At 42.6% G+C, this 14,009-nt stretch carries 15 protein-coding genes; all 15 read right to left on the minus strand.

What is annotated here, in order from left to right; all coding sequences use genetic code 11:
• Positions 1–116: 116 nt before the first annotated feature.
• The 15 genes from ABJE44_RS18540 to ABJE44_RS18610 all read right to left on the minus strand — a co-directional run bounded on the left by ABJE44_RS18540 (position 117) and on the right by ABJE44_RS18610 (position 13,924).
• Positions 117–800: an alpha/beta hydrolase gene (locus ABJE44_RS18540; protein WP_348111969.1), complete on the minus strand. Its 684-nt coding sequence runs from the start codon at positions 798–800 to the stop codon at positions 117–119.
• A 717-nt stretch (positions 801–1,517) separates the two neighbouring features.
• Positions 1,518–1,697 carry a hypothetical protein gene (locus ABJE44_RS18545; RefSeq protein WP_348111970.1) on the minus strand — a complete coding sequence of 60 codons (180 nt, stop codon included), beginning with the start codon at positions 1,695–1,697 and terminating at the stop codon, positions 1,518–1,520.
• 91 nt (positions 1,698–1,788) lie between these two features.
• Positions 1,789–2,406 (minus strand): urease accessory protein UreG, encoded by a 618-nt coding sequence (ureG, locus tag ABJE44_RS18550; protein ID WP_348111972.1) that lies wholly within the window; start codon positions 2,404–2,406, stop codon positions 1,789–1,791.
• A 43-nt stretch (positions 2,407–2,449) separates the two neighbouring features.
• Positions 2,450–3,163 (minus strand): urease accessory protein UreF, encoded by a 714-nt coding sequence (locus ABJE44_RS18555; RefSeq protein WP_348120873.1) that lies wholly within the window; start codon positions 3,161–3,163, stop codon positions 2,450–2,452.
• Positions 3,156–3,671: an urease accessory protein UreE gene (ureE, locus tag ABJE44_RS18560; RefSeq protein WP_348111974.1), complete on the minus strand. Its 516-nt coding sequence runs from the start codon at positions 3,669–3,671 to the stop codon at positions 3,156–3,158. The genes ABJE44_RS18555 and ureE overlap by 8 nt, the downstream gene beginning before the upstream one ends.
• 186 nt (positions 3,672–3,857) lie before the next feature.
• Positions 3,858–5,561, minus strand: coding sequence for an urease subunit alpha (gene ureC, locus ABJE44_RS18565; RefSeq protein WP_348111975.1), 1,704 nt, complete (start codon positions 5,559–5,561; stop codon positions 3,858–3,860).
• A gap of 2 nt (positions 5,562–5,563) precedes the next feature.
• Positions 5,564–5,869, minus strand: coding sequence for an urease subunit beta (locus ABJE44_RS18570; RefSeq protein WP_348111976.1), 306 nt, complete (start codon positions 5,867–5,869; stop codon positions 5,564–5,566).
• A 14-nt stretch (positions 5,870–5,883) separates the two neighbouring features.
• Positions 5,884–6,186: an urease subunit gamma gene (gene ureA / locus ABJE44_RS18575; RefSeq protein ID WP_348111977.1), complete on the minus strand. Its 303-nt coding sequence runs from the start codon at positions 6,184–6,186 to the stop codon at positions 5,884–5,886.
• 45 nt (positions 6,187–6,231) lie between these two features.
• Positions 6,232–7,119: an urease accessory protein UreD gene (locus tag ABJE44_RS18580; protein WP_348111978.1), complete on the minus strand. Its 888-nt coding sequence runs from the start codon at positions 7,117–7,119 to the stop codon at positions 6,232–6,234.
• A gap of 56 nt (positions 7,120–7,175) precedes the next feature.
• Positions 7,176–7,871, minus strand: a complete 696-nt coding sequence (urtE, locus tag ABJE44_RS18585; protein WP_348111979.1) for an urea ABC transporter ATP-binding subunit UrtE — start codon at positions 7,869–7,871, stop codon at positions 7,176–7,178.
• Positions 7,868–8,677 (minus strand): urea ABC transporter ATP-binding protein UrtD, encoded by an 810-nt coding sequence (urtD, locus tag ABJE44_RS18590; RefSeq protein ID WP_348111980.1) that lies wholly within the window; start codon positions 8,675–8,677, stop codon positions 7,868–7,870. Before urtD ends, urtE begins: the two co-directional genes overlap by 4 nt.
• Complete coding sequence (gene urtC / locus ABJE44_RS18595; RefSeq protein ID WP_348111981.1) at positions 8,674–9,819, minus strand: urea ABC transporter permease subunit UrtC; 1,146 nt, start codon at positions 9,817–9,819, stop codon at positions 8,674–8,676. The genes urtD and urtC overlap by 4 nt, the downstream gene beginning before the upstream one ends.
• Positions 9,819–11,447, minus strand: a complete 1,629-nt coding sequence (urtB, locus tag ABJE44_RS18600; protein WP_348111982.1) for an urea ABC transporter permease subunit UrtB — start codon at positions 11,445–11,447, stop codon at positions 9,819–9,821. The genes urtC and urtB overlap by 1 nt, the downstream gene beginning before the upstream one ends.
• Before the next feature lie 208 nt (positions 11,448–11,655).
• Positions 11,656–12,939: an urea ABC transporter substrate-binding protein gene (gene urtA / locus ABJE44_RS18605; protein WP_348111983.1), complete on the minus strand. Its 1,284-nt coding sequence runs from the start codon at positions 12,937–12,939 to the stop codon at positions 11,656–11,658.
• A gap of 46 nt (positions 12,940–12,985) precedes the next feature.
• Positions 12,986–13,924 (minus strand): porin, encoded by a 939-nt coding sequence (locus tag ABJE44_RS18610; RefSeq protein WP_348111984.1) that lies wholly within the window; start codon positions 13,922–13,924, stop codon positions 12,986–12,988.
• Positions 13,925–14,009: the final 85 nt, after the last annotated feature.

The raw sequence follows: 14,009 nt of genomic DNA on the forward strand, positions 1-14,009 counted from the left end.
TGAATACTTAAAATCCGAAGGGCTTTATTCACTGCGTGATGGTTGGATTGCACTTCACCATCCTAAGTGAAACGCCCTGTGCGGAGCCGCATGCAGGGTGTTGTGGGGGCTGGAGGCTAGATACCTCCGGCTACCCGATTAACTGCTTTAGAGTTTATCCATTGTTTCACAGGAACGATCCATTCCACCAAAGGCTTAAAGAATGCACCATGTCCTTTACCCGTTTCTATGGCTATTTCATTAAACGAAATCAATTCACTACTTCTATCGGCAACACCTTTACAGGAAAGCGCACCGTCTGTAACCTCATAAACGGAGAGAAGGTTACCTCCAAAAGTAACTTTCGATTTACTTTGGATTGACCCAGGCCAACATGTAGCTAGAAGCACTGTATTTATATTCAATTTTTTTAACTCGTTTGAAGCGTAGGCCGTTAACTCCCCTCCCCTAGAAAAGCCAACGAGAGTAATGTTAGCGTGTGCGACTCCGTTAGATACTAACGTTTCCACCCAAGATACTAGTTTTTTCGAATACGCTGCTATTTCAGTATTTTTAGGCCTATGCTCTGCGATTAAATTAAAATCGCTATCTTCAATTAGAGCATCCTTTATTAAATCAAATTCATAAGCCCCAAATTTTGGATGTACTGGCCTACTTTTGTCCCCCTCTACGATTAAGCCATGTGAGTAAATGACGTACTTTCCATTAACTTCTATCTCTGAAGGAAAACCAGTAAAGACTTCTCCAGCAATAGAGTATTCTGTTAAAACGAACAAAAGAACAAAAAAATACTTATTCAAATGCATATTCCTATTAGTTGCTGCGGGTAGTTAACAGTATATTAGCTAGCCTCCACGTTTAAGCCATCATTGGAATAAACGGAATAATGGTTCTGGCAATTAATTTACTTCATCTTTTCATATACTTATTAGTTTTCAAAGGGGAGTTTTTATTGGCTTGCAATGTAGAAACCACGACTCTGGATAAATACACAATATTATATTTACACTCATCACTTTAACTCTATTAAAAACAATGACATAAACTAAACCATGTCTATTTTAAATAATATTTATTTCCAATTAAAAGCAGCATAATAACCACTGCTAGATATGCTTACGGGCTGAAGCCCGACCTACAAATTACCCATCAAACAGTTGGTTTGTTGCATGTTTGAGCATGAAACAAAGAGGCCGCAGTTAATCTAGCAGGTAAAGGTCACTGCTAGGCGAGCTGTTGGGCTAAAGCCCAACCTAAAAATTACTCATCAAACAGTTGGTTTGTTGCATGTTTGAGCATGAAACAAAGAGGCCGCAGTTAATCTAGCGGGTGAAGGTTACTGCTAGACAAGCTGACGGGCTAAAGCGCGACCTACAAATTCTTTATATTTGTTTTTGTGTACAAAATGCATGGACTGTGGAGAAGTGAATAAAAGTAAGCATCGCAAATGCTTTCGTCGCAATGCGATGCCTTTATCTGCAGCGGGGCTGTTTCTACAACGGCATAGCCGTTAGAAACTACTTGTTCTTAGACTGACGTTTAGCCTTAAACCACATCACACCTTTATAGACGACTAAAGCAAATAAGCTCCAAAAGACAATGTGGTAAGTAATATGAAAAGTGTCATTAAGAGCGTGATCTTCGTGGGCCATGGCACTGGTTGCAAAAAGGCATAGTAAGGTGAATAAATATTTCATGATGTGTTCCTTTAATGTGTTAATTCTGTATTTAAGTATTTTGACATAGATTAGGTAGCTGGGTGTAGCTTGTTTAAGCTTGCCTTTGGCTCTAAATCTGTAACATGCCTTCTTTTTCAATAAATTGAATAATGTCGTCTAAACCTTGCTTGGTTTTCATATTACTAAAAACAAAGGGTCTGTCGCCACGCATTTTTTTGGCGTCTCTGTCCATGACTTCTAGTGATGCGCCTACTAGTTCTGCTACGTCTATTTTATTGATTATCAGTAAGTCTGATTTAGTGATACCTGGGCCGCCTTTGCGAGGTATTTTGTCGCCTGCTGATACATCGATAACGTAAAGGGTTAAGTCAGAAAGTTCTGGGCTAAAGGTTGCGCTTAGGTTGTCGCCGCCGCTTTCTACTAGCACAAAGTCTAAGTCTGGGTGACGTTCTTGTAAGTCGTCGATAGCCGCTAGGTTCATGGATGCGTCTTCGCGAATGGCGGTGTGTGGGCAACCGCCTGTTTCTACCCCTAAAATACGGTCTGCGGCTAGAGCATCGTTGCGAGTTAAAAACTCAGCATCTTCGCGGGTATAGATGTCGTTGGTTACCACTGCCATATCGTATTTGTCGCGCAATTCAAGGCATAGCATGCGTAATAATGCCGTTTTACCTGACCCAACTGGGCCACCAACGCCTATTCGTAATACTTGTTTATTCTTTTTCATAGTTCACTTCTTTTCTATTTATCTTATTAGTCTGCTTGTTTTATTAAGAACGAAACAAACGTGTGTATTGGGTTTCGTGCCAGGCACTGGCCATGGCTAATCTAGGTAAGCTGGCACCTATATTGTCATCTTCAATTTGATTCGCTTGTTCGATGACTTGGGCGACTTGTTCGGTTAATTCAAATAATAAGTTTTGCCCTTGGGTTTGCCCTAATGGCACAAGCTTAGTTGCAGCTGCTACTTGGTTGTCTATGTAAGCCCAGCAAAAACCACTTTGGGCTGAGAGCACATCAAGGCCAAACAAATAAGCGGCTAAAGCAAAGGCACTCACAAAGCTGATTTCTTTACTGCCAATTAAGTCGGTATAAGGGGTGGTGTCGATACCTTGTAAATCTTTTAATAAGCGCATTAGGGCTTTGCCCATTGCTACATCGGCCAATAATAATTCGTTGCTCTCACGACAGGCCAGTACGTGTTGATCCCAGCGTATAAATGCGGGCAAATCATGGCTGGCTAAACTTTTAAATAGGCGGTTTAGTAAGGCTAGGTCGGTATGGGCAATAGACTGGGCTAAGTTAAAGCTTATCCAGTCTTTGGTTGACTCTGCGGTTGTCACCCAGCCCATTTCTACCGCGTATTCTAGGCCTTGCGAAAATGAAAACCCACCCACGGGTAAGTTAGCACTGCACAATTGCAACAAGCGATTTAGTTGCAATGGATTATGGTTTGTTGGCTGGGTGTTTGCGACGTTAATCATGTGAATGGGAGTGACCATCTTCATGGGAGTGGCTGTGACTCTTATCTTGCTCATGGCTGTGTGAGTGAGCATGTCCATGGGAAGTTTTACCATAAGCGCCATTTTCAGGCTCAAATATAGCAGGGGTTTTGTCTATGGTAAGACCATAATTTTCGGCGAGTTCTTCTAGCACGTAGTCGGGCTTAAAGCGCACCCACTTTTCACCAATTTGCAACGAAGTATGGCGATTACCTAGGTGGTAACATACGCGGCTAAAGCTCATCCAGTCATTCGCAATCGCGGTAGATACCTCTTCTGCTTGACCTTTTACTTCTATTAATTGGCCACATTCGGTTTTAAGCACTTCACCTATCAGTAATGGGTGGCCGCGCTCCATGAATATCCCTAAAGCTTGGCCTTTGTCTGTGGTGGTTTTAATACGCGCTTTTTTACGAGTGTCTTGGTCCAAGGTAATAGAGTCTTGAATTTCGTCATGGGTGTGCGATAAGCGTTCAAATGCTTGTAACATGTTTTAATTTTTTCCTAATTTCTCTAATCTTTGTCGGTTGCTTATCAATAAACCAGTCACACCTTATTGTGCAAAATAAAACGTTTTTAGGTAAAGCCGTTACGTTTTTTTGATGAGCTGTATATCCCTATTAAGGCTCACCAAAAAACTAAACAACACAGCTTAACTGGTTCTATAAAGCACTCCTTAGAATAATGTGTATCGCTGGGCTAACGGCAATTCAGTCGCAGGCTCACAGGTCAGTAACTCGCCATTGGCACGCACTTCATAGGTTTGAGCATCGACTTCGATTTTTGGCTGCCAGTTGTTATGGATCATGTCGTCTTTGCCCACATTACGGGTGTTTTTGCATTCTCCGACTAAGCGGGTCATACCTATTTTTTCGGGTACGCCGAGCTCGATAGATGCTTTAGACATAAACGTCATAGACGTGTTGGCAGAAGCCGAACCGTACGAGCCAAACATTGGGCGGTAATACACAGGTTGCGGTGTGGGGATAGATGCATTGGCATCACCCATAGGGGCCGCAGCAATAAACCCGCCTTTGATGATCATCGCAGGTTTAATACCAAAAAATGCGGGTTTCCATAATACTAGGTCCGCTAATTTGCCCACTTCAATCGAGCCTACTTCGTGGCTAATACCGTGACTGATAGCTGGGTTAATGGTGTATTTAGCAATGTAACGCTTAATTCTAAAGTTGTCGTTACGTTCGGTATCTGGTGCAAGTGGCCCCCGCTGTTGCTTCATTTTGTGAGCGGTCTGCCATGTACGGGTGATCATCTCGCCCACGCGGCCCATGGCTTGTGAGTCTGAGGCAATCATACTAATCGCACCTAAGTCATGCATGATGTCTTCGGCGGCAATACTTTCTTTACGAATACGGGAGTCAGCAAAGGCGATATCTTCGGGAATAGACGGGTCTAAGTGATGGCATACCATCAACATGTCTAAATGCTCATCTATGGTATTGATGGTATATGGACGTGTTGGATTAGTTGAAGATGGCAATACATTAGGCTCACCACAGGCGCGGATAATATCTGGCGAATGACCGCCCCCTGCTCCTTCGGTGTGGTATGTATGGATAGTACGGCCTTTAAAAGCTCCGATAGTATCTTCTACAAAGCCCGACTCATTTAGGGTGTCGGTATGAATCGCTATTTGTACATCGTATCGCTCGGCTACCGATAGGCAATTGTCTATGGCAGCTGGGGTGGTACCCCAGTCTTCGTGCAGTTTTAAACCACACACGCCGGCTTCAATTTGCTCTTCTAGGGCAATCGGCAAACTGGCGTTACCTTTTCCTAAAAAGCCAAAATTCATGGGGAAATCGTTAGTGGCTTGCAACATTTTGTGGATATTCCACGGCCCCGGTGTACAGGTTGTGGCATTGGTGCCAGTTGCTGGGCCTGTGCCGCCACCAATCATGGTGGTTACGCCCGACATCAGTGCTTCATCTATTTGCTGTGGGCAAATAAAGTGAATGTGTGCGTCTATGCCACCAGCGGTAATAATTTGGCCTTCGCCAGCAATAACCTCGGTACCTGGGCCGACTTCAATCTCAATACCGTCTTGAATGTCTGGGTTACCGGCTTTACCGATTTGTGCAATACGGCCGTCTTTTATGCCTATGTCAGCTTTAACTATGCCCCAATGGTCAAGAATTAAAGCATTGGTGATCACCACGTCTGGGGTGTCGTGACAAGATGCCTGACTTTGGCCCATGCCATCGCGGATTACCTTACCGCCACCAAATTTTACTTCTTCGCCATATACGGTGGCGTCTTCTTCTACTTCAAGCCATAGGTCGGTGTCTGCTAAGCGTACTCGGTCACCAACAGTAGGGCCAAACATGTGGGCATAAGCGTGTTTATCGATACTGGCCATAATTATAATTCTCCTTGAACAAGGGCTCTAAACCCATAAACTCGGCGCTTACCTGCAAAAGGTACGAGTGTTACTTCTCGCTCTTGGCCGGGTTCAAAACGCACAGCTGTGCCCGAGGTAATGTCTAGGCGATAGCCTTTGCACTTTTCGCGGTCAAAGGTAAGGGCTGCGTTGGTTTCATAAAAGTGATAGTGAGAGCCAACTTGAATAGGGCGGTCGCCAGAGTTGGCAACCGTAACGGTAAGTTGCTCACGGCCAACATTAAGTAAACGTTCGCCTGCATCGGTTTTAATTTCGCCTGGGATCATCTTAGTGGCCTCTGTTAAACAATAGGGTTATGTACTGTGACTAACTTAGTACCATCTGGAAAAGTAGCTTCAACTTGCACTTCTGCTAGCAGCTCTGGAATACCTTGCATCACTTGGTCGCGGGTTAACAAAGTGCGGCCATAGTCCATCATTTCAGCAACGGTTTTTCCGTCTCTGGCCCCTTCCATAATTTCCATAGAAATATACGCCATGGCTTCTGGATAATTGAGTTTAACCCCACGCTTTAAACGGCGTTCGGCAAGTAAAGCCGCGGTAAACAATAATAGTTTGTCTTTTTCTCTTGGTAATAAATCCATGGTGTTCTCTACAGTTATGACTTGGAGGCAGTAAAAACTTACCTTTTATGTAAACCAAATTCTAGGTTGAATAGCGTGTTTTTCGATATAAATAGGCCGTATCAGCTTCCAAAGCGCAATAAATAAATCTTTGCACTGATGCGCCTGTTGTCCCAAATAACGTATCACCAATAATTGGCGAATGTCAGTAATGCTTATAAGTGAATTAGCATTGTGCTGTTCAACCACATCTCTTAGTTGTTCAATCAACTCAGTGCGGGTTGCCTTGGATACTTGCTCATCGCTGGCATAGGCCAAAAAGGTACCAAACACCGTATTGTTAGCTAAGCCAGCATCGTGTTGCTGTATTTGGCTAGTTGGGTCTATTTGCACTCGGTCGTGGTACAGCAAAATATCATCACAATACAAGGTGTTTAACTGAGTAAAACTACCACCTGTAAAGGCTTCTGACGAGCTAGGTAAACCTAAACAGGTCATGTCCCAGCCACAGTACATGCTGTTTTTTTGCAGTCTAACTTCAACATTATTAATACCATCGGCTTGGTTGTAAACAATGGTCTCTAAGGGAAAATGCTCACATTTTGCACCGCCACCTAAAGTGATTTGGGTAACCTGAGTTTGTTTGGAATCGCCAATGGATAAATCAGTACGAGCTCTATAAAAGCGGTTAGCACCCGGAGTGGTCACTAAAGTATGGGCTTTGTCTTGAACGTCAATACCAACTGTGAGTTTATCACCAGATACTATCCCAGCTGGTGGATGTAACAAATACAGGTGAGCACAGTCTCTGCCTTCTGGATAAAAAGCTTTTTGAATGGTCAAAGGGCCAGATCGTTTGGTTCGAGTGAGCTGGGTGCCATGTTCTGAATGCCCTAACTCTAGGTCTAAGCTTGCCAACCAATGACTTTTTGTGACGTCTAACGCTACTGTCATGTTTCGCCTAAATTAAGGGAGAAGTTTTTATAAATACTAATCTTAAAGACTTTTCCTTAAACTGCCAAATATTTCCCGACCAATTGGTCAGTTAAATCTGTCATAGGTCCTGATGAAATCACTTGGCCTTTTTCCATCAATACAAATTCTTCGCCTACCGCCCGAGCAAAAGGTAATTTTTGCTCAACCAAGATAATGGTCATGCCTTGTTCTTTATTAAGTTTAAGCAATACATCACGGATTAACTGCACAATATTAGGCTGAATACCTTCGTTAGGCTCATCTAATATTAACACTTGTGGATTTAATACCAGGGCACGACCAATAGCCAATTGCTGCTGTTGTCCGCCTGATAAATCACCGCCTCGCCTATGTAGCATTTCCTTAAGTACCGGGAACAGCTCATATATATGTTCGGGTATGACCTTATTTTGTTGGCGTTTACAGTTAAGGCTAACGGTAAGGTTTTCTTCAACGGTTAGCTGCGGGAATATATGTCGCCCTTGAGGCACGTAACCTATGCCTATTTCGGGTCTGAGTTCTACTGAGCTATTACTGATATCTTTACCATCAAAGGTGAGTTTTCCTGAACTAATCGGCAATAAGCCCATAATGGTTTTAAGTAAGGTGGTTTTCCCGACTCCATTTCGGCCCATAATGCAGGTGCGCGAGCCGGGTTTGATAGCTAGGTCTAAGTCCCACAAAATTTGGGTGCCGCCATACTTTTGATTAACAGAATTTAATGTAATCATCCTTGCTCCTCCCCTAAATATACTTTAATCACTTCTGGATTAGCTTGGATCTCAGCCATGGTGCCCTCTGCTAATACCGAACCTTGATGTAATACCGATACTTGCCTCGCAATCGAGCGTACAAAGGCCATATCATGCTCAACCACTATGACCGAATGCTCACCTGCCAAAGAGGTGAGTAACTCAGCTGTGCGTTCGGTTTCTTGTCCTGTCATACCAGCAACGGGCTCGTCTACCAATAATACTCTTGGTTCTGCTGCTAATAACATGCCTATTTCTAACCACTGCTTTTGACCGTGAGACAATCTACCCGCAGGGTAATAACACTCAGCGACTAAGCCTATGGTTTGTAAAATTTCGCCGATGCGGTCTTTTTGTTCACCGCTTAGCTTATGAAATAATGCAGTCCAAATACCTTTGTCGCCTTTAAGGCTTAGCTCGATGTTTTCAAATACAGTGAGTTCTTCAAACACAGTGGGTTTTTGAAATTTTCGGCCAATGCCTGCTCTGGCAATTTCCGATTCGTTAAGTTGTAGCAAATCAATTTGTTGACCAAAGTTGACCTTGCCTGAATCGGGACGGGTTTTCCCAGTTATCACATCCATTAATGTGGTTTTACCCGCGCCGTTAGCGCCAATAAGGCAGCGTAACTCACCGTCGTTTATGTACAGATTTAAGTTATTTAAGGCTTTAAAACCGTCAAAACTTAGGTTTACATCTTCTACATATAAAATCACCCCGTGTCGCGTGTCTGGGCTGATATTTTCTGTGGCAGTTAGAGGAGAGCCTGCTTTATTTAATGTCATGAGTTGGCCTCCTTTGAGTGTTCAGGCTTAGCAAACTTTTGTTTGATGCTAGGAATTAACCCTGCAATTCCTTTTGGCAACAGCAAGGTCACTAATACAAACAAGCCTCCTAATGCGAATAGCCATGCTTCGGGCATAATGGCAGTGAATCGAGTTTTCGCATAGCTTACTAACACCGCGCCAATAATCGCCCCGTAAAGTGAATTTCGGCCCCCTACTGCCACCCAAATCACCATTTCGATAGAGTTAAGAGGTGAAAGCTCTCCTGGATTAATTATACCTACTTGGGGTACGTATAAAGCCCCAGCTAAACCTGCCAACATGGCAGAGACTACAAAAATCCACACTTTGTAGTGCTCTGGTTTGTAACCAACAAAGCGTACGCGGCTTTCGGTATCACGTATGGCGGTAACCACTCGGCCCATTTTTGAGTTAACAATAAAGTGGCAAATGGCGTAGGCGATACATAGGATTATTGCGGTGGCAATAAACAAACCTAACTTGGTACTGGGCGATTGCAATGAAAAGCCAAAAATTTCTTTAAAATCGGTTAAACCATTATTGCCACCAAAGCCCATTTCATTGCGGAAAAAAGCTAGCATTAAGGCGTAGGTCATGGCTTGGGTCATGATTGACAAATACACGCCACTGACTCGCGAGCGAAATGCCAACGTGCCAAATACAAAAGCCAATAAGCCTGGGCCTAAAAACACCATGCATACCATCCAAAGTATGCTGTCTGAGCCAGCCCAAAACCAAGGGAGTTCGGTCCAGTTCAGAAACACCATAAAATCAGGCAAGTCTGGGTTGCCATATACCCCACGGTCACCAATTTGACGCATTAAATACATGCCCATGGCATAGCCACCTAAGGTGAAAAATGCGCCGTGTCCTAAACTTAAGATGCCGCAGTAACCCCACACTAAGTCAACGGCTAAAGCCAGTAACGCATAGCACAAATACTTACCTAGCAGGCTCACGGTGTAATCGCTTACGTGTAAAGCCGATGACTCAGGAAAAATAAGATTGCCTATAGTCACTAACAAGGTGGTGATCAGTAATATGCCAATGGTTAAGTGCAGTGGGTTTTTACCTTGAAAAATAGACAACTTGTGGTTGCTTGTAGATACGTTTGCGTTCATTAGTCTGCAGACCTCCCTTTTTGTGGAAACAGCCCTTTGGGACGTTTTTGAATAAACAACACTAAACCCACTAGTACAATTATATTGGCCAACACCGAGCCAGTTACGGGCTCAAGAAATTTGTTAGTTAATCCTAATGACATGGCTGCTACTAGCGTGCCCCATAAGTTGCCTACACCGCCAAATACCACTACCAAAAACGAATCAATAATATAGGCTTGGCCTAAGTTTGGCCCTACATTGGTGAGCTGGCTTAATACTACGCCAGCAATGCCGGCAATGCCTGAGCCGAGGCCAAATGTGATGGCATCTACCCAATCACTTTTAACACTGAGTGCTCGTGCCATATCACGGTTTTGTGATACTGCTCGTACATGTAATCCTAAAGAGGTTTTTTTCAAAATAAGTAGCAAGGATACAAACACCATAATTGAAAACAATATTATGTATAAGCGGTTATAGGTGAGTGAAAATATGGGGTTGATTTGCCAGGAGCCACTCATCCATTCAGGGCTAATTACTTGGCGATTTAACGGTGAAAATACGGTGCGCACTAGTTGCTGTAGTATCAAACTAATACCAAAGGTCGCGAGCAAAGTCTCTAGTGGTCGGCCTTTCAAGAAACGTATTACGCCACGTTCAATCAATATGCCCACTAGTCCAGATACCAAAAACGCAGCAGGTATCGCAATGAGTAAGGAGTATTCAATGATTGACGGAAATGCAATTTGGATTACGTAAGTGGTGTAGGCGCCTAGCATGATCATTTCGCCATGGGCCATATTAATTACGCCCATTACCCCAAAGGTAATCGCTAAACCAATGGCGGCAAGCAGTAATACAGAGCCTAGGCTTAAGCCAAAAAAGACGTTTTCGATAAAGCCATAGAAGCTGGTTTGGCTTTCTATCCCTTCTAAGGCCTTATTGAGGGCTAGTTTTAGTGTTTGTTGTTCTGCAGTGAGTTCAGTTTCTGGCAACTTGGTTAGCAACTCAATGATTGTATTTTTGACTGTGGGCTCTAAAGAATCATCCAATTGTATTAAGGCTTCGAGTTTTTCCGAATGTACACCGTCTTGTAATTGCTGTAATGCCATAGTGACCGACATTAATTCTCGGACTTCTTCATCTTGCTCGCTATCAATTAACTCACTGATAGTGGAGGTTGACTCTTTTGTGGGCGAGTTTAATAGCTGTTGCACAGCCTGTAAGCGAATGGATTTGTCGTCATCGGTTAAGTCAATTTTAGCAATTAAACTACGTAAAGTACTGCGTAAACGGTTATTGGTCTTTACCTTAGATATTTTTGATTTTTTAACCGCTGCGAGTGTTTCATCACTCATAATTGGGGTTAATGTATAGAGTCTGTCCTGGGCTTTTTGAGCCTTTACTAACTGTTTATTTGCTTTTACGTAATACAGTTCGCCGTCTAACATTACCTGCAATATGGTGCGGGTTTTAGCATGCTTAACGTCAGCTATTTGTTTAACTAAGGGATCCATCTGACGTAATTTAGTTTTTGGCAACTGTTGTAAAAGTGGCTCAAGGGTTGTCGCCGTTGTTGATTCAGTCTGTGCATGGGAATACCCAGAAATAACTAACAGCAGCAATAATGAAAACATTCGAAGCATTGTGCATTCCTCATCCTGATTTAAAAAAAAAGTCCGGCTTTGCTAATCGAAGAAACAAAACCGAACTAACAGGGACTGATGTATTAAAACGGAAGAGTCAATTTTAATAGAAAGAGTAAAACTCAAACACTCTTAAGTAATATGAGAGTGTTTGCCTATTTAATAAGCGAGCATCAAGAGATACTTGTTAAATTATTTCTAAAGTAGTTTAGAAATTTTGACCTGAACATTTAGCGGTTTTAACATCAAAGTTTCCGCAACTAACAGGCTTAGTCCAATCTGAAATTAAGTTTTGAGAGCTAGGTAAAAAATCAGACCAAGCATCACCAATTACTGTATCTGGGGTTTCCCACACTACTTCAAATTGACCATCTTCTTGAATTTCACCAATCAATACTGGCTTAGATAAGTGATGGTTGGCATTCATGACTGCTGTACCACCAGTAAGGTTAGGTACGGCTACCCCTATTAGAGCTTCTCCAACAGCATCAACCTCAGTCGTTCCAGCTTTTTCAACGGCTTTAGCCCACATTTCAAAACCAATATAGGTGGCTTCCATTGGGTCATTAGTGACTCGGTCTTCGTCGCCAATATATTCCTGCCAAGTTTCGATGAACTCATCGTTTTCATCTGACTCTACGCTTTGGAAGTAATTCCAAGCCGCAAGGTGACCCACAAGAGGCGTGGTATCAAAACCAGATAACTCTTCTTCACCTACCGAGAATGCCACAACTGGAATATCTTCAGCTGAAATACCTTGGTTACCTAATTCTTTGTAGAAAGGAATGTTAGCGTCACCATTGATAGTAGAAACTACGGCTGTTTTCTTGCCTTGTGAACCAAACTTTTTGATGTCAGATACAATACCTTGCCAGTCAGAATGACCGAAAGGCGTATAGTTGATCATGATATCTTCGTCTTTTACACCTTTCGCTTTTAAGTAAGCTTCAAGAATTTTGTTAGTGGTACGTGGATAAACATAATCAGTACCCGCTAATACCCAGCGAGTGGCACCAATGTCATTCATTAAATAATCAACAGCAGGGATGGCTTGTTGGTTCGGAGCTGCGCCTGTGTAAAACACGTTTTTAGACGACTCTTCACCTTCGTACTGCACGGGATAAAACATTAAGCCGTTTAGTTCTTCAAGCACAGGTAATGCAGATTTACGTGATACTGAAGTCCAGCAACCAAAAATTACGTCAACTTTATCTTTGGCTAGTAACTCTCGGGTTTTTTCAGCAAATAATGGCCAGTTTGAAGCTGGGTCTACTACAACAGCTTCAAGCTTCTTACCCAGTAAGCCCCCTTTTTTGTTTTGCTCGTCAATCATCATTAATACAGTGTCTTTCAATGTAGTTTCACTGATAGCCATGGTGCCAGATAAAGAGTGCAGTACGCCTACCTTGATGGTGTCTGCTGCTAAGACTGCTTGGCTGACTAAACTGCTCGCAATGATTGAGCTGGCGACAATGAGTTTTCTAAGTTTCATTATTATTCCTCTTGATAAATTCGTTGTTAGTTTGAAATGTGTTTAATTAAAAAGTAATCAGAGCTTCGACAGCTAAGTAGTCAACATCTACGTCGTTTACTTCATCCATACGGTATTCAAATACCATTAGTAAGTTGTCGTTGACGGCGTAACTAGGAGATATGGTGATACCGCTGGCATCTTCGTAGCTAGCACCAAATTCATCTTCAACTTCGTAATCGTGATAACGAACAGTTAGGCCTAGGCCATTTTCAAATCCATAGTTAGCCATTAATAGGAAGCCATCAGCTTCACTACCAGCGAAAGCTGTGTCTTCAGAAGAGTTGTATTCAACTGCTAGGGTTAAGGCATCTGCAGAATAGGCCGCCCAAGTGTTTAACATTTTGGTATCGCCATCTACTGAGTAAAAACCTTTAACTGTGAAGTTCTCAGTTGGCATAAAAGCAACCATAGTTTCAATACCTGGATGCTCGGTATCAATTGACTGAGGACCTGCTAAATCGTTAACTATAGACACAGCAACAGCGAATTTATCTGCACTATATAAGGCCGATACCCCTTGTTGATAGTAACCATAAAAATACTGCGCATAACCTGTGCCTGAATACTGGAATAAACCTGTAGGCTCTTCTGTTTCCCAGCCTGAGTAACTTAAAAAGCGACCCGCTTTAATGCTTAAGTTGTCAGAAATAGCGTAATTAATGAAGGCTTGTTCTATATCAACACCTTCGGCACTGTTTTGATATTCAACATCAACGGTAGCTGTTAACTTGTTGCCAAAATCGTAACCAAAGTTAAGTTCTACTTGATCTACCCCTGATACGTGGAATGATTCATCATCCGTTTCACCAGACAAATAAGACATATCAATAAAACCGTTTACTGTCAGTTTGTCAGAGCTTATTTCTGCTTGTGCAGCACTGATGGTACCGATTGATAGCAACAAGCTGACGGCTATTGGAGTTAATTTAGTACGTAAGTTCATGTGTGTTTTCCATTTGTTATTAAATTAATCATGTGTAGGGGGTTATCTTTGTCCGCGATAACTCTGCAAAACAGTTTTTTACAAC

The organism is Paraglaciecola sp., from assembly GCF_039942875.1.
Taxonomy (GTDB): domain Bacteria; phylum Pseudomonadota; class Gammaproteobacteria; order Enterobacterales; family Alteromonadaceae; genus Paraglaciecola.

What these genes read in the sequence shown, in the direction of transcription:
- ABJE44_RS18545 (WP_348111970.1), bottom strand. Translation starts at nt 1,697, where the DNA reads ATGAAATATTTATTCACCTTACTATGCCTTTTTGCAACCAGTGCCATG.
- ureG (WP_348111972.1), bottom strand. Translation starts at nt 2,406, where the DNA reads ATGAAAAAGAATAAACAAGTATTACGAATAGGCGTTGGTGGCCCAGTT.
- ABJE44_RS18555 (WP_348120873.1), bottom strand. Translation starts at nt 3,163, where the DNA reads ATGATTAACGTCGCAAACACCCAGCCAACAAACCATAATCCATTGCAA.
- ureE (WP_348111974.1), bottom strand. Translation starts at nt 3,671, where the DNA reads ATGTTACAAGCATTTGAACGCTTATCGCACACCCATGACGAAATTCAA.
- ureC (WP_348111975.1), bottom strand. Translation starts at nt 5,561, where the DNA reads ATGGCCAGTATCGATAAACACGCTTATGCCCACATGTTTGGCCCTACT.
- ABJE44_RS18570 (WP_348111976.1), bottom strand. Translation starts at nt 5,869, where the DNA reads ATGATCCCAGGCGAAATTAAAACCGATGCAGGCGAACGTTTACTTAAT.
- ureA (WP_348111977.1), bottom strand. Translation starts at nt 6,186, where the DNA reads ATGGATTTATTACCAAGAGAAAAAGACAAACTATTATTGTTTACCGCG.
- ABJE44_RS18580 (WP_348111978.1), bottom strand. Translation starts at nt 7,119, where the DNA reads ATGACAGTAGCGTTAGACGTCACAAAAAGTCATTGGTTGGCAAGCTTA.
- urtE (WP_348111979.1), bottom strand. Translation starts at nt 7,871, where the DNA reads ATGATTACATTAAATTCTGTTAATCAAAAGTATGGCGGCACCCAAATT.
- urtD (WP_348111980.1), bottom strand. Translation starts at nt 8,677, where the DNA reads ATGACATTAAATAAAGCAGGCTCTCCTCTAACTGCCACAGAAAATATC.
- urtC (WP_348111981.1), bottom strand. Translation starts at nt 9,819, where the DNA reads ATGAACGCAAACGTATCTACAAGCAACCACAAGTTGTCTATTTTTCAA.
- urtB (WP_348111982.1), bottom strand. Translation starts at nt 11,447, where the DNA reads ATGCTTCGAATGTTTTCATTATTGCTGCTGTTAGTTATTTCTGGGTAT.
- urtA (WP_348111983.1), bottom strand. Translation starts at nt 12,939, where the DNA reads ATGAAACTTAGAAAACTCATTGTCGCCAGCTCAATCATTGCGAGCAGT.
- ABJE44_RS18610 (WP_348111984.1), bottom strand. Translation starts at nt 13,924, where the DNA reads ATGAACTTACGTACTAAATTAACTCCAATAGCCGTCAGCTTGTTGCTA.